Origin of the sequence: Curtobacterium sp. MCBD17_032, assembly GCF_003234855.1 — a bacterium.
Classification (GTDB): Bacteria; Actinomycetota; Actinomycetes; order Actinomycetales; family Microbacteriaceae; genus Curtobacterium.
Genome location: NZ_QKTO01000003.1, coordinates 43,275 through 61,478, shown reverse-complemented (window position 1 = coordinate 61,478; position 18,204 = coordinate 43,275). Strand labels below are relative to the sequence as shown.

Below are 18,204 nucleotides of genomic sequence, written 5' to 3'. Positions count from 1 at the left end.
TCGCGGTCGCGCAGCTGGCCTCGAGGCGCGCGTCAGCGGTGCGGCAGGTGCCGCCGCCAGGATCGTCGTCGGGCGGCCACCACCAGGACCGTGACGAAGACCATCAGTCCGGCCCCGTGCAGCAGGTAGCTCTCGGCCGTGCTGGTGACGCCGAGGAGCACGAGCACGGCGGCCGGCCAGACGTACGCGACACCCGGGAACGTCGTCGCGGTGACCCATGCCCGCGCGAACGCGAGCAGGGCGGTGAGGCCGAGGATGATCGTCCCACCGAGGCCGATCTGCAGCCACGCGTCGACGAACGCGTTGAGTCCGGACGTGAAGCGGTTGTCGTCGGGATCGAGGAACGTGACGTACGGCACGACGGCCTCGTGAGGCCACGAGCCGACCCAGCCCCAGCCCTGGATCGGGTGGACGGCGGCGAAGGTGCGGATCTGCGCCCACAGGTCGAACCTGGTCGCGGTCCCACCGGCCGCGCCGATCTCGGCGAGCACGCGGTGCCGGAAGAGCACGCCGATCGCGACGAGCAGCAGCACGGCCGCCCCGAGGACGCCGTTCACCACCGGCCGTGTCGCTGGCTTCGCGTGCCGGAGTGACCAGAGCGCCAACGCCGTCGCGGCGAGCGCGACCATCGCCAGGCCGGTGATCGGCGACTGCACGAGCATGAGCGCGAGGACGGCGAGGGCGGTCGACGCGACCGCCCGCCACGTGGTGACGGACCGGGTGAGGAACTCGACCACGAACGTCACGAGCGCCATCGCCGCGATGAGTCCCATGAAGTTGCGGGTGCCACCGATGCCCTGGATCGGTCCGCCGTACGCGATGTCGCCCCGGATGCCGAGCGCGGGGAACGGCACGTCGAGCACCAGCCCGGAGAGGACCTCCAGGCCGAGCGCGGTGACGAGCATGATGCGGAACGCGTCCCCGGAGGCCCGGATCACCTGCACCAGGTCACGTCCGAGCGCCAGGTAGAGGCCGAGCCCGACGAAGCCGACGGTGCTGACGGTGCCGCGGAGCGCCACCCACGAGTACTCGCTCCAGAGCACGCTCAGGGCGCAGTACCCGACGAAGGCGAGGAGGGACAGGGGGAGGACGCCGTGCCACTCGATGCGGTAGCGCTGGCCGAGCAGGCTGAGGCCGGCGAGGAGGAACAGGACGGCGAGGGCCGCGTCGACCCCGGCGGTGCCGAGGAGCGCTTCGGCCGTCGGCTGCCCGAAGGCGAACAGGACGATGACGGTGGCGAGCGCCTGGCTGAAGTGCCCGCCCGCCGAGAACCCGATCCAGGCGGAGAGGTAGCGCCGGGCGCGCACGCGTCTCGTCAGCCGTCCGTCCGTCACGTGTCCATCTTGGCGCACGCGCATCCGAGCAGCGGCATCACGGCTCGTCGATATTGCGGATCGACGATGTCGCCGCTACCGTCCACCCGTGGACCGCGCGACGACGAGGACGACCCCGCCATGGCTCAGCACCGCAGTCGCAGCGGTCCTCGTCGGGCTCGCGACGACGGCGATCGCCTGGTGGCGGCTCGGCCCCGTCACGCGCGGGACGGTCTGGGCGGAGGACGGCGGGCTGTTCCTCCGGGAGCGCATCGCCCTCGGCGCCGTCGACTCGCTGCTGCACCCGTACGCCGGGTACCTGCACCTGGTGCCGCGACTGCTCGTCGACCTCGGCCGGGCACTGCCGGTGGAGGACTACGGACGGGTGCTCTCGGGCGGCTCGTGCGCCGTCGTCGGTGGGCTCGCAGCCGTCGTGTACGTGCTCGCACGCGACGCCGTGCCGTCCGGGCCGGTCCGGGCGGTGCTCGCGGCGGCACCGGCGCTGCTCCCGCTCGCACCGGTCGAGATCAGCGGCAACGCCGCCAACCTGCACTGGTTCATGCTCGCCGCTGCGCCCTGGCTGTTCGCGTACCGTGCGCGGACCTGGGCGGGGGCCGCGGCAGTCGCCGCCGTGACGGTGTTCGTCGTGCTCACCGAACTGCAGACCGTCCTGTTCCTGCCGCTGCTCGCCCTGGCCTGGTTCCCGGTCCGCGACGCGTCCGGTGCGCGGAGCTGGCCGCGTGCGCTCCCCGTGACCGTCGTGGCCCTGGCCGGGTGCACCGCACAGGTGGTCGCGGCGGTCACCGACGAGCGCGCGGCCGATCCCGGACCCGTGGCGTTCGCCGACGTGCTCGCGGGCTGGGTCCTGCAACCGGTGGTCGGTCTCTGGACGCCGGACGTCGGTGCCGTCGCGGGGACGGTCGTGGCGTCCGGTTGGGCCCCGGTCCTGCTGCCGGTCGTGGCCCTCGCGCTCGTCGTCATCGCGTCGCTGTGGACCGGGAACGCCCGCAGCCGGTGGGTGACCATCGCGCTCGCGGTCGCCTCGGGCGGGGTGTGGTGGGCGGCACTGATCGCGAACGGAGGATCGGCCCGAGCGTGGTCGGACCCGCAACCGGACCTCGTGGGTGCCGGGCCGCTGCGGTACACGGCCGCGTCCGGACTCCTGCTGCTGACCGCCGTCCTGGTCGCGGCCGGCGCGCTCGTCGGGACCGGGCGTCGGGACCGACGCGGGCCCTCCCCGCAGACCGACGAGCGGACGGGGCGGCGGCGCGCCCGACGTCGAGCGGCGACGACGGGAGGCGCTGTGCGGCGTGCCGCCCAGGTCACCGGTTGGGCGCTGGTCGCCGCGGTGCTGACGACGTCGGTGCTGCACGCGGCTCCGGGACCGACCCGCAGGAGCGACGGCCCGGTCTGGGGCGAACAGGTGCCGGCCGCCGTGGCCGCTTGTGCCGGCGACCCCACGCGGGTCGTCGATGTCAAGACGGCCCCGTGGGGCGCGCAGGTGCCGTGCTCCTGGCTCCTCCGACCGTGACCGCGGTGCCGGGCGCGGTCAGTCCGTCGCCGGCTGCCGGAACTCGCGACGAGCGGAGGGGACGCGCATGCCGTCGCCCGTCGACGCCGGCTCCTCGCCGACCAGGACCACCCGGGCCTTGATCGCCAGCAGGGCGAAGAGGACCCAGTACCCCTGGTAGAGCAGACGGGACTCGGCCACGGACTGCACGAGCAGGGCGACCACCACCAGCAGCGGCAGGAGCGAGACCGGTTCGAACGGACGCGGGGACAGGGCGCTGTCGTACCCGACGCGGGTGGCGGAGGCCCAGGCCCGACCGGCGGTCGTCGTGACGTAGACCGCGAACAGGAGCAGGCCGATGATGCCGGTCTGCATCCAGACGTCGAGGTAGGCATCGTGGGCCTGCAGGTAGGTGACACCCTTGCGGTGCGCGAGGTCGGCGAGCGTCGGGATGGACGGCCACCAGTACCCGATCCACCCCCAGCCGAGGACCGGGTGCTGGTCGACCAGACCGAGCACCTGCTCCCAGATCCGGCCACGCCCGGTCGCATCGGCACCCTTGCCGAGCAGCTCGGACACCGCGCCGCGGGTGAGCACCGCCGCGGTGGTGACGATCCCCGCGCCGACGAGGACGGCCAGGTACCGCGGAGTGCGTCGTTCCGTCGGGACGCCCCGGATCCAGAGCGCGACGGCGGCGACCACGGCGACGACGACGGCAGCTGCCAGGACGGTCGACGACCGGGTGAGGAGCAGGACCGCGACCGCCAGGACCGCCCAACCGACCGCCCGCGTGCGGCGGATCCGGCCCTCGGCGAACTGGACGGCCACGGCGATGAGGGCGAGCAGGGCGACCATGGCGAGCAGGTTCGCGTTGCCCGGGAGGCCCTGGATGCGTCCGCCGGTGAGGAGTTCGGCCCGCGACGAGTAGAACGCGTCCGGGACGTCGCGGTCGCCGTAGTCCGTCCAGATCGGTGCGATCGGGTGCCGGACCACGACGGCGACGACGGCCTCGAACGCCAGCGAGAGCAGGAGCACCCACCGCATCGCGACGCTCAGCGCGTCGAGGATGCGACGCCAGGTCAGTGTCGACGCGATCGCGAACGCGACCGCCGCGCAGAGGACCTGCGCGGTGATGCTCGCGAGGGTCGCCGGACGCCAGTGCGACCACACCACGGACACCAGGCACCAGGCCAGGAACACCCAGAGCGCCAGGGGAGTCCGGGTCAGCGGGGGCCGTGCCCGGACGAGGACGGAGACGCCCCCCGCCCCGAGCGCCGCCCAGACCACGGCGGCGCCGTACCAGGTGAGGGTGTTCGGCACGGCGTCGCCGGCGAAGAGCACGGAGAGGACGGCCACGGCGAAGGCGTGGGCTTCCCGCTCGGGTACGGTCCCACGCGAGAGCGGCCAGGTGTTCGTCACGACGTCAGGGTACCCGGCAGGCGGAAGCCGGACGGCGTCACCGCCGCAGCGCCCGGAGTGCGTCGGCGATCTCGTCACCGAGGTAGGGCGCGAGCGTCACCGCGAACGTGTTGGTGAGGTGCGTGCGGTCCCGGTGGACGAGGACCCCGCCGATCACGGCAGGGCAGGTCGTGGACGTGCAGTAGTACTGCGTGAGGTCGACCACCCTGGCCGCGCCGGGCATCCGGGCGGCGGCCTGCTCGCTGCCGTCGAACAGGCCGAGGGCGTCGTCGCGGGTGCTGTCACACGCGTCCGTCGTCGGACCCGACATCTGGCCGACGCACGCCACGACGTCGGTACGGGCCGTCGGGTTGTCCCGGATGGCAACGATCGGGATGCCGACGTCGGCCGCCGCTCGCCAGGCGTCGACCAGGCCGTCGACCACGGTGTCCTCCGAGGAACGGCCGGCGGCGGCGACGACGGGACCGTTGCCGGTCGAGTGCGTGACGACCAGGCCATCGAGGTCGGCGTGCGACCGGAGGTACGTCATCGCGTTCTGCTTCCAGGCGGCACAGTCGTCGATCTGCTCCTGCGTGTTCGCGACCTGCACGGCGGTCGTCAGGTAACAGCTCGTGTGCCCCGCGACGTCGATCCGCCAGTTCCTGGCCTGGGCGATCCGCTCGTAGGTGTCGACGAGCACGTTGTTGTGCGAATCGCCGATCGCGATGAGGTGCTCCGTGTACCCGGAGGCGGGGCCCAGCCGGCAGACGTTGAAGGCGCTGGAGTCGTTCGACCAGCACGCGGGGCGGTTCGCGTCGTCACCCAGCGCGTTCGCCGCTGCCGGCACCCGGACGTCGGCGAGTGCCGGGTTGACACAGGGTTCCGGCGACGAGATGCGGGCCGCCGCGCCGTAGCACGGGACGTCACCGCGAGCGAGGCGTTCGGCGAACTGCGCCGCCTGCACCTGCTGGACGTGGAGTGCGGTGAGGGTGGCCGCTCCGAGCGCGACGACGAGCACGGTGCCGATCGCGCCGTACAGGGCGACCCGGCGCGGTCGGAGCGCCGACACCCGGGACGAGGACCGGATCGGCTCCTCGACGAGCAGGGTCGTGACCGACGCGACGACGGCTGTGCCGACGAGGACCGCGACCTTGTCCTTCGTCGTGAGTTCGTGGCGCGTGAGGATCGGCAGGAGCACGATCGCCGGCCAGTGCCAGAGGTACACGGCGTACGAGATGCGACCGGCGAAGGCGATCGGCGCCAGCCGACCCACGGCCTGGAGGCCGGAGCGTCCACCGGAGAGGACCACGAGGCCGGCCGCGGCGACCGGCAGGACCGCGGCGACGCCCGGGTACGGGGTGGCCGGTGTGATGACGAAGAGGGCGACGACGAGTCCCACGGCTCCCGCCCAGGCGCCGAGCACCGAGCACCAGCGTCCCGCTGCCGTGCGCGCGGCGGCGGCGAGCGGGACGGTGGCGGCGAGGCCACCGACGGCGAACTCCCAGGCGCGGGTGGCCGTGGAGAAGTAGGCGACCCCGGCCGCGGTCTCGGTCTGCGCGATGCTCCAAGCGAGCGAGCAGACGACGACCGCGCCGAGCACGACCCGCGCGGTGACCACCGGTGACGTGCCGCTCCGCCCGACACGGCGGGACAGCCAGACCGCGGCGAGCAGCAGGAGCGGGAGGGCGATGTAGAACTGCTCCTCGACCGACAGCGACCAGAAGTGCTGGAACGGCGACGGCTGGTTCCCCTGCGCGAGGTAGTCGACCGCGTCCGCCGCGAGCTGCCAGTTCTGCACGTAGACCGTCGACGCGATGAGCTCCCGGCCGTACTGCCCCCACAGTGCGCTCGGTACCCACAGCAGGACCGCGACGCCGGTCGCCGCGATCGTCAGGAACGCACCCGGGAGCAGCCGTCGCGCCCGCCGGGACCAGAACCGACCGAGCCGGACCCGACCCGTGGCGACGACCTCGCGCAGCAGGTGGCCGGTGATGAGGTAGCCGGAGATGACGAAGAAGACGTCGACGCCGACGAACCCGCCGGGGAGCCGGTTCGGCCACAGGTGGTAGAGCACGACGGCGACCACCGCGAACGCGCGGAGCCCCTGGACGTCCCAGCGGGTCCGGTCGTCGCGTCGCGCCCCGGGGGTGCGACGCGATCGTCGGGTCGGCGACTCCACCGTGCTCGCAGTCATCAGCCGAGAGTCTACGGTGGTCGCCGGTAGGCTCGGGCGCATGTTCCTCGGCATCACGAACACCCCGCGCGACTACGCCTGGGGGTCCGTCTCCGCGATCCCCGAACTGCTCGGACGGACCGTCACCGGCGTCCCGCAGGCCGAACTCTGGCTCGGGGCCCACGCGGGCAGCCCCAGCGTGGTCGTGAACCCCGCGACGGTCGGCGGCGCGGACACGCTCCTCGACTGGATCACCGCGGAACCGGAGGTCGCCCTCGGCGCGGACCGTCATGGTCTGCCGTTCCTGCTCAAGGTCCTCGCCGCCGCGGCACCGCTGTCGCTGCAGGCGCACCCGACCCCCGAGCAGGCCCGGGAGGGCTTCGACCGCGAGGAAGCCGCCGGGGTCCCGCTCGACGACCCGGCGCGCAACTACAAGGACCCGTTCCCGAAGCCGGAACTCGTCGTCGCCCTGAGCGAGCGGTTCGAGGCGCTGAGCGGCTTCCGCCCGGTGGCCGAGGCGCTCGCCGAGGTCGAGGCGCTCGACGCCGACTCCGGCCGTCTCGGCCCACTCGTCGTGCACCTGCAGCACGGGCTCGAGGACACCGTCCGGTGGCTCGAGGAGACCGACGACTCGGCCCGTGCGGTCATCGGCGCGGTCGGGCACCTCGCGGTCGAGGCCGTCGCCGCCGCCGGTCCGGACGGCTCGGTCACACCGAACACCGCGACGGCGGCGGACCTCGCCCGCACCTACCCCGACGACCCGGGCGTCGTGGTGTCGCTCCTCATGCACCGGGTGACGCTCGCCCGCGGCGAGGCGATGTACCTGCCCGCCGGGAACATCCACGCCTACCTCGACGGGCTCGGCATCGAGCTCATGGCGCCCTCGGACAACGTCCTCCGGGGTGGCCTGACGCCGAAACACGTCGACGTGCCGGAGCTGCTCCGGGTGCTCGACTTCGCCGCGCACCCGGCGCCGCTCCTCGAGCCCGAACACCTCGCGCCCGCCGTGGACCGCTTCGCGCCCGAGGGTGTCGGCTTCGCGCTGCTCCGCGTCACGAGCGAGGGGCGACCGGTCGGTCTCGGGACCGGTGGGACCGCACCGCTGGACGGACCGTCGATCGCGATCTGCACCGAGGGCGTCGTCACCCTGGTCGGAGCGCACTCGGCGACGCTGCTCCGGCAGGGGGAGTCCTGCTACATCACGCCCGACGAGGGCGACGTCACGGTCGAGGCCGACGCCGGCAGCGGGACCACCGCCACGGTGTTCATCGCGACCGGCGCGTGACGGCGGGGGTCCCACCGCCCCGGGGGCCACCGACCCGGGTGGCGGCGGCCCGTTCCGCTAGCGTGGCGGCATGAGTTGGTTGGTCACCGGCGGTGCCGGGTACATCGGGTCCCACGTCGTCCGAGCGCTCGGCGCGGCGGGCATCGACACGGTCGCGTACGACGACCTGTCGAGCGGCTTCCGGGCGTTCGTGCCGCATGACGTCCCGTTCGTCCAGGGCACGATCCTCGACGGCGCGCTCCTCGAACGCACGATGCGGGACCACGGCGTGACCGGGGTCGTGCACGTCGCCGGGTTCAAGTACGCCGGGGTGTCGGTCGAGCGCCCGCTGCACACGTACGAGCAGAACGTGACCGGGATGGCGACGCTCCTCCGCGCCACGGCCGAGGCCGGGGTCGACAAGGTCGTCTTCTCGTCGAGCGCCGCGGTCTACGGCACGCCGGACGTCGACGTCGTGGTGGAGGAGACCCCGAAGGCACCGGAGTCGCCCTACGGTGAGTCGAAGTTGATCGGCGAGTGGCTGCTGCGGGACATGGAGGTCGCGCGCGGCTTCACGACGACCTCGCTGCGCTACTTCAACGTCGTCGGGTCGGGGGAGCCGGACCTGTACGACGCGAGCCCGCACAACCTGTTCCCACTCGTCTTCGACGCCCTGCTCGCGGGTCGGACGCCGCGGATCAACGGTGACGACTACGCGACGCCGGACGGGACCTGTGTCCGCGACTACGTCCACGTCGCGGACCTCGCGCACTCGCACGCGGTCGCGGCCCGGAAGCTCGAGTCCGGCGAACCGCTGCAGCGCGCGTACAACCTCGGCAGCGGTGACGGCGTCAGCGTCCGGCAGATCATGGACGCGATGGCCCGGGGGACCGGCATCGACTTCCGACCCGAGATCGCGCCGCGGCGCGCCGGCGACCCGGCCCGCATCGTCGCGACCGGTGAGGCCGCCGCACGGGACCTCGAGTGGGCGATGCGGCACACGCTCGACGACATGGTGACGAGTGCCTGGGAGGCCCGCCGGCACGCCGCCTGACCGGGCGCCGCGCGCGTCGACCGGGTGGCTGCACCGGCCACGCGGGTCGATCCGTGTCCCCCGGAACGGGTCCGGACCCGATGCGACACGCCCGAATGGGGGACATGCCACGGCGGAACGCGGAGGGCCTCCTATGATCCGCGACTTGACTCCGGGGAATCACACCGCTGTAATTACACCGACGGCATCGTCGTCAGGGCCGCAACCGAGACGTCAAGGGGTGATCAGGGTGAGTGCATCCGACTTCGAAGCCGGAGTACCGGACGACTGGCACGTCGACCCCGTGGCGCTCGGTGTGCCGGGTGTCCGCCGCACGACCGACGCCGACGACGAGAACCCGCTCTCGTGGCAGGTGGACTCGCTCTGTGCGCAGACCGACCCCGAGGCGTTCTTCCCCGAGAAGGGCGGCTCCACCCGCGAGGCGAAGAAGATCTGCACCTCCTGCGAGGTCCGGGCGCAGTGCCTCGAGTACGCCCTCGAGAACGACGAGCGCTTCGGGATCTGGGGCGGCCTCTCCGAACGTGAGCGTCGGAAGCTGCGCAAGCGCGCCTGAGCGCGCGCGGCCGACGACCCGTCGGCCACCTTCGCAACGCGCCGCCCCACCCACCGGCACCGCGCCTCCCGGCCCGTAGAGTGGCGCCGTCATGCAGCCCAGTGCCTCCTCACGTCACGTCACAGCGATCCTCGTCGCCGCCGACGCGGCGGACCACCTCGACCGCACGCTGAACGCCCTCGCTGCGCAGACCCGTCCGCCCGAGGCGCTCGTCGTCGTCGACGTCGGGTCCACCGACGGCTCGACCTCGGAACTCTCGTTCGGCGGCAGTGCCCAGCTCTCCCGGATCCCGGCCGGTCGACCGTTCGGGGAGGCCGTGCGCCACGGCGAACGGGTGGCCCCCCGCGCCGACCCCGAGGACGGCGTCGACGAGTGGCTCTGGCTCGTCGGGCACGACAACAGCCCGACACCGGGCACCCTCGCCGCGCTCCTGGCGGCCGTCGAGATCGCCCCGTCGGTCGCGATCGCCGGTCCCAAGCTCGTCCACGTCGACGACCCGGCGCGCATCGCGGCGTTCGGCGAGAGCATGACCCGTCTCGGGCGCTCCGTCACCCTGGTGCAGGACGAACTCGACCAGGGGCAGCACGACCGGCAGACCGACGTGCTCGGCGTCTCGGCCGGCGGCATGCTCGTCCGGCGGTCCGTGTGGAACAGCCTCGGCGGGTTCGACCCGGCGCTGCCCGACGTGGACGCGGCCCTCGACTTCTCCGTCCGCGCGCGACTCGCGGGACACCGCGTCGCCGTCGTGCCCGAGGCCCGCGCCACCAGCGCCGGGCCGATCGAGGAGTTCGGCCGCGCCAGGGTCTCCGAGCGTCGCCGCGTGCGGATGCACCGGCAGGCACAGCTGCACCGCCGGCTCACCTACGCACCCGCCGGTGTGCTCTGGCTGCACTGGCTCACGCTCCTGCCCTTCGCCCTGGGCCGCGCGATCGGGCACCTCGTGGCGAAGCACCCCGCAGCGGTCGGCGGCGAACTGGCCGCGGCGTTGGCGGTCGCCTTCGGCGGTGGTGTCCGACGTGCCCGGCGCACCCTGGCCGCGAACCGGAAGACCGGGTGGGCGGCCATCGAACCCCTCCGGGTCAGCTGGCGACGGGTGCACGAACACCGGACGACCTCGCGGGACGTCGAACTCGCACGGGCGGAGGACGCACCGGTCGCCCGCGCGTCCTTCCTCGGCGACGGCGGTGTCTGGGTCGTGCTCGCCGCGGTCGTGCTGAGCGTCGTGACCTCGTTCCCCCTGCTCGGTTCCCCGGCGCTCACCGGCGGCGGGCTCCTGCCGCTCAGCACCGACGTCGAGGACCTCTGGCGGAACGTCGGGTACGGCTGGCACTCCCTCGGCACCGGCTTCACCGGACCGTCCGATCCGTTCGCCGCGGTGCTCGCCGTCCTCGGGTCGATCACGTTCTGGTCGCCGTCCACGTCGGTCGTCATCGTGATGCTGCTCTCCTTCCCGCTCGCCGCGCTCGGGGCATGGGGGGCCGTGCGCAAGGTGACGACGCGGACCTGGGTGCCGGTCATCGGCGCCGTGCTCTACACGCTCGCCCCCGCGCTCGTCGGTGCGGTCACCTCCGGTCACCTCGGCGCCGTGATCGCACACGTCCTGTTGCCCTGGCTCGTCCTGACGCTCGTCGAGGCGCACCGCTCCTGGGCGTCCGCCTCGGGTGCCGCGTTGCTCTTCGCGGTCGTCGCCGCCTCGGCACCGTCGCTCCTGCCGGTGCTGCTCGTCGGGTGGCTGGTCGCCCTCGTGGTCGGCTTCCGGCATGCGCACCGACGCGTCTTCGTGCCGGTCCCGGCGGCCGTGCTGTTCCTGCCGCTGGTCCTCGCTCAGGTGGGCAGGGGGAACCCGCTCGCCGTGTTCGCCGACCCGGGCGTGCCGACGGCCACACCGGCGCCGAGCGCACTCCAGCTCGCGATCGGGCAGCCGCTGCCGGACTGGAACGGCTGGCTGTCCGCGACCGCGCCCCTCGGCCTCGGCACCGTGGTGCTGCCGGTCGCGATGGCGGTCCTGGCGCTGCCGGTCGCAGCGAGTGCCCTCGGTGCCGTGCTCGGACACCGCTGGACCCTGGCGGCGACCGCGCTCGTCGCCGCGCTCGTCGGCTACGCGACCGCTTTCGGCGCCACGCACCTCGCCGTCACCGGTGTCGGGTCGACGACGACGATCGTCTGGCCGGGCAGCGCGCTCTCCGTCATGGCGCTCGCGCTCGTGCTCGCCGCCTGCATCGGCATCGACACCGTGCCGCGCGCGGCCCCGGTCGTCGGGCTCGTCGCGAGCGTCTTCGCCGCCGTCGCCGTCGCGCCCGCGTTCGCCGCCTTCTACCTCGACCGTGCGGCGATCCAGCCGACCTCCGGCCGGGTGCTGAGCGCGTACGTCAACGCCGAGGCGCAGGCGAACCCGGACGTCGGCACCCTCGTCGTGCAGCCGCAGACCGACGGCTCGCTCGCGGTCGCCCTCGAACGCGGGCAGGGGTCGACGCTGGACGACCAGTCGACGCTCGACGCGACCGCGCTGTCGCTCAGCCGGTCCGGTGCACGACTGGCGACGCTCGCGGGCAACCTCGCGAGCCGCAGCGGCTACGACCCGGAGCCCGCGCTGCGGGAACTCGGCGTCAGCTTCGTGCTGCTCGACGACGCCCCCGACGACCTCGAGGCCCGGGCGGTGCACGACCGTGCGGCCGGGGCGATCGGGCAGAACGCGCTCTTCACGAGCATCGGTGAGACGACGAACGGTGCGCTCTTCCACTACGAGGGCGACGTCGACCGGACGAGCACCGGGTCCGCCGCCGCGAAGGCCACGCACGTGCTGTACCTCGTGGTGATCGGGATCGTGTTCGGCGCCGCCGCGCTGCTCGCCGTCCCGACCGCACCCCGGCGACGCCGTGCCACCTCGAACGTCATCGAGGCCGACGAACCCGCCACCACCTTCGACGAGGAGCGTGACGAATGAGCACGAGCACCGCGCGCCGCTGGGCGCTCCGCGGCACCGCGACCGCCGTCGCCGTCGTCGTCGCCGCCGGCACGATCGCCGCCGCGCACACGATCGGCACCACCGTGACGCCTGGTCACCCCGCAGGTCGGACGGTGACCCCGGTCCCGGCCGCGGCGGAACGCGTCTGCGCGGGCAGCGCGCTCCGGCTGTCCGACGACGCCGGCAACGACGCCACCCGGGCGAGCGCGGTCGGCTCACCGGAGATCGCGAGCGCCACCACGGGTACGGGCGTGGAGCGGAGCCGGCTCGAGGGGTCGAACACCGGCGGCAGCGAGCCGACCCTGCTCACCGCCCCGGCCGGGGACACCGCGCCGCAGGTCGCGGGGAGCAGCGTCCAGAGCGTGTCCGACGGCGACCTGGTCGGCACCGGGGCGGCGTCGTGCGAGGACCCGTCGCAGTCGACCTGGCTGCTGGGCGGCTCCACGGAGACCGGCCGGACCAGCCTCGTCACGCTCGCCAACCCCACCGACGTCAACGCGACCGTGGACCTCGCGATCGCCGATGCGGAGGGCACGGTCAGCGCCCCGGGCACGACCGGCATCGTCGTCGCGCCGAACTCGCAGAAGGTCGTGCCGCTCGCCGGCTTCGTCACCGACCAGGGTGCGACGGTGGTGCACGTCACCTCGACCGGCGGCCAGATCGTCGCGCACATGCAGGAGACCGTCGTGCGGACGCTCACCCCCGGCGGGTTCGACATCGTCTCGGGCGGTGCCGCTCCGGCACGGACCCAGGTCATCCCCGCGGTCGTGCTCGACGACGCCGAGGGCGCGCAGCGTGGCGAGGACACCGCCGACGCGGCACCCGTCCTCCGCCTCTACGTGCCCGGGGACCGCACCGCCCGGGTGACGCTCGGCATCACGACCGCGGACGGCGGCGGCACCACGGTGGACGCCACCGCGGAACCGGGCATCGTCACCGACGTGCCGCTCGACGACTTCCCCGACGGCCGGTACTCGTTCACGATCACCTCGACGGTGCCGATCGTCGCCGCGGCACGCACGACGACGCCGACCGAGGACGGTCGGACGGACCTCGGCTGGTTCGCCTCGGCGGAACCGCTCGGCGACACGACCACCACCGCGGTCGCCGCCGGGTCCGGTGCCCGGCTCAACCTGGTCAACCCCACCCGCGAGGACGCCACCGTCACGATCGCCTCCGGCGACGACGCCCAGCAGGTCGCGGTCGCCTCCGGCGCCACCGCGACCGTGCGCGTGCCGAGCACGCAGCAGCTGACGATCACCGGCGCGGCGGGACTGGTCGCCGGGGTCTCGTACCAGGGCGACGACGGCATCGCCGGCTTCCCGGTCCGGCCGGCCACCGAGGTGTCCAGCCCGATGCGGGTCTACCCCTAGCGGGTCCACCCCTGGCGGGTCCACCCCTGGCGGGTCGGGCGGACCGGGCTCCGGCCACGTCCGGCAGGGCGTCGACGGTGGTGCTGCGAGCGCGGCACCGACCGGGAGGCCCGGGTCACCAGTGCCGGTACCGGTCGGGTGCCAGGTCCCACGGGTCCTTGTCGATGAGCTCGGCGACGGCGCGGAACACCGCGGTCTCGACGACGATGCGTCGGTCCACGTCGTCCTTCTCCGGGCTGTGCGTCACGCGCTCCACCGGGATCCGGAACACCGTGACGCGGCGGCCGACGCGGTCGACGCGCCACCGTGGCAGTGCGTCCGGGAGGGACGTGTCGTGCGGCATGTCGGCGACCTGGAAGACGACGCCGGCGAGTTCCTCCGGCCAGAGACCGACCAGGTAGTGCGCGGTGTCGCCGACGATGCGGTCGAAGACCTCGGCGCGGGTGGTCACCGGCGCGAGCTCGGGACCGGTCACGCTCGACCGGTGGCCCCGGCCGTGCCGGGAACGGCCGCGGGCACGGTCGACTCGCGGGACGGGCGGGGGCTTGCGGCGCATCCGCCCATCGTACGCGGCGGCCCCCACGGCGGCTGCCGGTAGGGTCGCAGGCGGTATGGACGTACGGATCTGCAGCAAGGTCGCCTGTGGCGCGGGCGCCTCGGCGACCCTGACGTACGACTACGCCGACTCGATGGTGGTCGTCGGACCGCTGTCCACGCGCGTCGAGCCGCACGGCTACGACCTCTGCGCTCGACATGCGGCGACCCTCCGGGTACCCCGCGGGTGGCAGGTCGTCCGGCGGGACCCGCCACCGAGGACACCGGACCGCACCGCGCCCTGACCCGGGTCGGTGGCGCATGCGACACTGGTCCGCATGCCGATCGAAACCCGCGCAGCCGTCCCGTTCCGCGTCGCCGACCTCACCCTGGCCGAGGCCGGCCGACACCAGATCCGCCTCGCCGAGAACGAGATGCCCGGCCTGATGGCCCTGCGCGAGGAGTTCGGCTCGTCGCAGCCGCTCGCGGGTGCGCGCATCGCAGGCTCCCTGCACATGACGGTGCAGACGGCCGTCCTCATCGAGACCCTCGTCGCGCTCGGCGCGCAGGTCCGCTGGGCGAGCTGCAACATCTTCTCCACGCAGGACGAGGCCGCGGCCGCGATCGCCGTCGGCCCGACCGGGACGCCCGACGCGCCGGCCGGCGTGCCCGTGTTCGCCTGGAAGGGCGAGACGCTCGAGGAGTACTGGTGGTGCACCACCCAGGTGTTCGACTGGAGCGCAGAGGCCGCGGCGGCCGGGGCGGACTGGACCGGGCCGAACCTCATCCTCGACGACGGCGGTGACGCGACGATGCTCGTGCACACCGGTGCCGACGCCGAGGCAGCCGGCCGCGTGCCCGAGGCCGGTGCGGACGCCAGCGCCGAGTGGAAGATCGTGCTGGCCACGGTCGCCGCCTCGCTCGAGGAGTCCCCGGACCGCTGGACCCGCATCGCAGCCGAGGTGCAGGGCGTCACGGAGGAGACCACGACGGGCGTGCACCGGCTGTACGAGCTGGCCCGGAACGGCGAGCTGAAGTTCCCGGCGATCAACGTGAACGACTCCGTGACGAAGTCGAAGTTCGACAACAAGTACGGCATCCGCCACTCGCTGCCCGACGGGCTGAACCGGGCCACCGACGTCCTGATCGGTGGCAAGGTCGCGTTCGTCGTCGGCTACGGCGACGTCGGCAAGGGCGCCGCCGAGGCCCTCCGCGGCCAGGGCGCCCGCGTCATCGTCAGCGAGGTGGACCCGATCTGCGCGCTCCAGGCGGCGATGGACGGCTACCAGGTCGCACGGCTGCAGGACGTCGCCGGCGAGGTCGACATCGTCGTCACCTGCACGGGCAACCTCGGCGTCGTCGGTGTCGAGGACATGCTCGCGCTGAAGCACCTCGCGATCGTGGCGAACGTCGGGCACTTCGACAACGAGATCGACATGACCGGCCTCGAGCGCCTGCCCGGTGCCGAGAAGGTCGAGATCAAGCCGCAGGTGCACGAGTGGCGCCTACCGAACGGCCGCTCGGTCCTGGTGCTCAGCGAGGGTCGGCTCATGAACCTCGGCAACGCGACCGGGCACCCGTCCTTCGTGATGAGCAACTCGTTCACCAACCAGGTGCTCGCGCAGATCGAGCTGCACACGCGCCTCGACGCCTACCCGACCGGCGTGTACGTGCTGCCGAAGCACCTGGACGAGAAGGTCGCACGCCTGCACCTCGACGCGCTCGGCGTGCGGCTCACCGAACTCCGCCCGGAGCAGGCGGCGTACATCGGTGTCGACGTCGCAGGCCCGTACAAGCCCGAGCACTACCGGTACTGACGCCGGCGGCGGTCGCGACCGGTACCGCCGGTCGGCGCGGCTCACGCCCGTCGGTCGGTCGGCCGCGCCCGGGAGCGCGACCCCGCCGGTGCGCGGGCCACGCCGGTCCGCGGCGCCGCCGGACAGCGCGGTGCCGCCTGACAAGACGGCGCCGCCGGACAGCGTGGCTGCGACGCTCGGGAAGCCGGTCAGCGCGGCCGCGCCGGTCAGCGTGGCCGCGCCGGTCAGCGCGGGAAGCCGGGCGGGCGGGCACCCGCCACACCGGTGGCCGTGTCGAGCGCGCGCAGCCGGGAGCTGAACGCGCGGGCGTCACGCTGTCGTCGGAGCGCCACGACGCCGGCCAGGAACTCCTCCGGCGGCACCGGCGGGACCGGGTGCGCGTACTCGGCGACCTCGGCCGCGAGGGCGCGGGCCGCGGCGTCCCGGTGCGCCGGTCGTACGGACCCGGCCCCGCGGAAGAACGCGCCGAGCCGGTTCTCGAGACGCTGGGGCAGCGCTCGGACGTCGGCCACGCGGGCCCAGCCTGCCAGTGACGGCGGCAATGACACCGACGGGGCAGCGGAGCGCGGGAGTCGTTCGTGCTGGACCACGGTGCCGGCGAGCAGGTCGCCGAGGCGGCGCGGTCGGGAGCCGAACAGGGCGACCACGAGCGCGAGTGACCCGACGGTGCCCCAGAGCTCGAGCAGACCGACCAGTGACCGGGTGAACGCGTGTCGGAAGGCCACCGCGCCGCCGTCGAGTCGGACCACCCGCGTCCCGAGCGTGTACCGCCCGACGCTCTTGCCCCGGGTCGCCGTCTCGACGGCCGCGGGGACGAGCACGAACACGGTCACGACGACGGCGATCTGCGACGCAGCGGCCCAGGCGTCGTCGACGCCTGCCGGCCAGACGCGCGACAGGCCGATGAGCGACATCACGAGGAGCGCGCCGAGGCAGAGCGCGTCGAGGAGCGCTGCCGCGAGACGGAGCACGATGCCCGCCGGGACGACGTCGAGCGCGACCGCCTCGCCGACGACGAGCGCGTCGTCGGTGTCGTCGAGCGCGCGGACGAACCGTCCGTCCGCCAGGTCGCGGGGCGTGCTGCGCTTCGGCATGGGATCATCTTGGCGGAAGCGTGCCACGAGCGGCAGGACGAGCTCGACAGGGTGACGGTGGGGGCGACGTGCCGGTCGACGCCGTGACGGCCGACGGCGGCGGAGGACCGAGGGGGAGACGGATGGACCTGGACGCGTACGCGGACGTGCACCGCGAGCGGTGGGCGGAGCTCGACCGGCTCGCCCGGCGCCACCCGTCCTCCGGTGCCGACGTCGACCGCCTGGTCGCCGGGTACCAGGCCGCCGCGACCGACCTCGCGCGGATCCGGGCCGCCGCGCCCCGGTCCGCCACGGGGGACCGGCTGTCCCTGACCCTGCACCGCGCCCGGCTCCGGTTCACCGGGACACCGGCCGACCCGCTGACCGTGCTGACCCGGTTCTTCGCACTGCAGCTGCCCGCGGCGCTGTACCGCATCCGCTGGGTGACCGTCTGGGTCGCGGTCGCGACCGTCCTCGTCGCGAGCATCACGGCGGTCTGGATCGCCTCCACGCCGGGCGCCGTCGCCACCTTCGGCACGGATGCCGCGCTCCGGCAGTACGCGACCCGGGACTTCGTCGACTACTACTCGGACCACGGCCTCGGTGCCTTCACCGCGCAGGTCTGGACGAACAACGCGTACATCGCGGCGAGCATGGTCGCGTTCGGGATCACCGGACTGTTCGTGCCGTACGCGATCATGCAGAACGCGGTGAGCCTCGGTGTCTCGGCGTCGATCATGCACTCGCAGGGGCGGCTCGGCGACTTCTTCCTCTACATCGCACCGCACGGGCAGCTCGAGTTGTACTCGATCTTCCTCGCGGGCGGTGCCGGCCTCATGATCGCCTGGTCGTGGATCGCCCCCGGCGCGCGGACCCGCGCACAGGCCCTCGCCGAGGACGGGCGGGCGCTGATCACGGTCGCGATCGGGCTGGTGCTCACGCTGCTGCTGTCCGGGGTCGTCGAGGCCACCGTCACCCGGCAGGAGTGGCCGTGGCCGGTGAAGATCGGCATCGGGACGGTCGCGCTCGCCCTGGTCCTGGCGTACCAGTGGGTGCTCGGCGGTCGGGCGTACCGGGCGGGGGAGCGCGGGGACCTCGACGAGTTCGACCGCGGCGCCGCCGCGATCATCGCGGGCTGACCAGCGATCCCCCCGTCCGCCGCGACCCGCCCACCGGA

The 18,204-nt window shown here is 73.6% G+C and carries 14 protein-coding genes; 9 read left to right on the top strand and 5 right to left on the bottom strand.

The features are described from left to right. Positions 1–32: 32 nt before the first annotated feature. A complete protein-coding gene (locus DEI91_RS05765; protein ID WP_111051386.1) occupies positions 33–1,334 on the bottom strand; it encodes an O-antigen ligase family protein in 1,302 nt (433 codons plus the stop codon). An 88-nt stretch (positions 1,335–1,422) separates the two neighbouring features. On the opposite strand from DEI91_RS05765, the gene DEI91_RS05760 reads away from it, so the two are divergent. Continuing rightward, positions 1,423–2,844, top strand: coding sequence for a hypothetical protein (locus DEI91_RS05760; protein WP_111051385.1), 1,422 nt, complete (start codon positions 1,423–1,425; stop codon positions 2,842–2,844). Between the two features lie 18 nt (positions 2,845–2,862). On the opposite strand, the gene DEI91_RS05755 is transcribed toward DEI91_RS05760, so the two are convergent. Both DEI91_RS05755 and DEI91_RS05750 read right to left on the bottom strand, forming a co-directional pair. After that, positions 2,863–4,242 carry an O-antigen ligase gene (locus DEI91_RS05755; protein WP_111051384.1) on the bottom strand — a complete coding sequence of 460 codons (1,380 nt, stop codon included), beginning with the start codon at positions 4,240–4,242 and terminating at the stop codon, positions 2,863–2,865. Between the two features lie 37 nt (positions 4,243–4,279). Next, on the bottom strand, positions 4,280–6,415 hold the full coding sequence (locus DEI91_RS05750; protein ID WP_181439500.1) for an acyltransferase family protein: 2,136 nt from the start codon (positions 6,413–6,415) through the stop codon (positions 4,280–4,282). A gap of 40 nt (positions 6,416–6,455) precedes the next feature. Here DEI91_RS05750 and manA point away from each other — a divergent pair, with 40 nt between their 5' ends. From manA to DEI91_RS05725, 5 genes are all read left to right on the top strand, one after another. Continuing rightward, positions 6,456–7,679: a mannose-6-phosphate isomerase, class I gene (gene manA / locus DEI91_RS05745; RefSeq protein WP_111051382.1), complete on the top strand. Its 1,224-nt coding sequence runs from the start codon at positions 6,456–6,458 to the stop codon at positions 7,677–7,679. A 70-nt stretch (positions 7,680–7,749) separates the two neighbouring features. Next, entirely contained in the window at positions 7,750–8,712 is a 963-nt protein-coding gene (gene galE / locus DEI91_RS05740; protein WP_111051381.1) for a UDP-glucose 4-epimerase GalE, read from the top strand. A 220-nt stretch (positions 8,713–8,932) separates the two neighbouring features. Then, the gene (locus DEI91_RS05735) at positions 8,933–9,265 is read left to right on the top strand and encodes a WhiB family transcriptional regulator (RefSeq protein WP_375537668.1); all 333 of its coding nucleotides are present in this window, start codon (positions 8,933–8,935) and stop codon (positions 9,263–9,265) included. A gap of 91 nt (positions 9,266–9,356) precedes the next feature. Next, positions 9,357–12,209, top strand: a complete 2,853-nt coding sequence (locus DEI91_RS05730) for a glycosyltransferase family 2 protein (RefSeq protein WP_111051379.1) — start codon at positions 9,357–9,359, stop codon at positions 12,207–12,209. After that, positions 12,206–13,603: a DUF5719 family protein gene (locus tag DEI91_RS05725; RefSeq protein ID WP_111051378.1), complete on the top strand. Its 1,398-nt coding sequence runs from the start codon at positions 12,206–12,208 to the stop codon at positions 13,601–13,603. The genes DEI91_RS05730 and DEI91_RS05725 overlap by 4 nt, the downstream gene beginning before the upstream one ends. A gap of 115 nt (positions 13,604–13,718) precedes the next feature. Here the strand turns inward: DEI91_RS05725 and DEI91_RS05720 are convergent, their stop codons facing one another. Continuing rightward, a complete protein-coding gene (locus DEI91_RS05720; RefSeq protein ID WP_111051377.1) occupies positions 13,719–14,159 on the bottom strand; it encodes a metallopeptidase family protein in 441 nt (146 codons plus the stop codon). Positions 14,160–14,214: 55 nt separating this feature from the next. On the opposite strand from DEI91_RS05720, the gene DEI91_RS05715 reads away from it, so the two are divergent. Together DEI91_RS05715 and ahcY are read left to right on the top strand one after the other, a co-directional pair. Then, positions 14,215–14,442 (top strand): DUF3499 family protein, encoded by a 228-nt coding sequence (locus tag DEI91_RS05715; RefSeq protein ID WP_111051376.1) that lies wholly within the window; start codon positions 14,215–14,217, stop codon positions 14,440–14,442. Positions 14,443–14,475: 33 nt separating this feature from the next. Further along, a complete protein-coding gene (gene ahcY, locus DEI91_RS05710) occupies positions 14,476–15,954 on the top strand; it encodes an adenosylhomocysteinase (protein WP_111051375.1) in 1,479 nt (492 codons plus the stop codon). Positions 15,955–16,178: 224 nt separating this feature from the next. Here the strand turns inward: ahcY and DEI91_RS05705 are convergent, their stop codons facing one another. After that, positions 16,179–17,048, bottom strand: coding sequence for an RDD family protein (locus DEI91_RS05705; RefSeq protein ID WP_111051374.1), 870 nt, complete (start codon positions 17,046–17,048; stop codon positions 16,179–16,181). Positions 17,049–17,170: 122 nt separating this feature from the next. On the opposite strand from DEI91_RS05705, the gene DEI91_RS05700 reads away from it, so the two are divergent. Next, on the top strand, positions 17,171–18,166 hold the full coding sequence (locus DEI91_RS05700) for a stage II sporulation protein M (protein ID WP_111051373.1): 996 nt from the start codon (positions 17,171–17,173) through the stop codon (positions 18,164–18,166). The last annotated feature ends 38 nt before the right edge of the window (positions 18,167–18,204 follow it).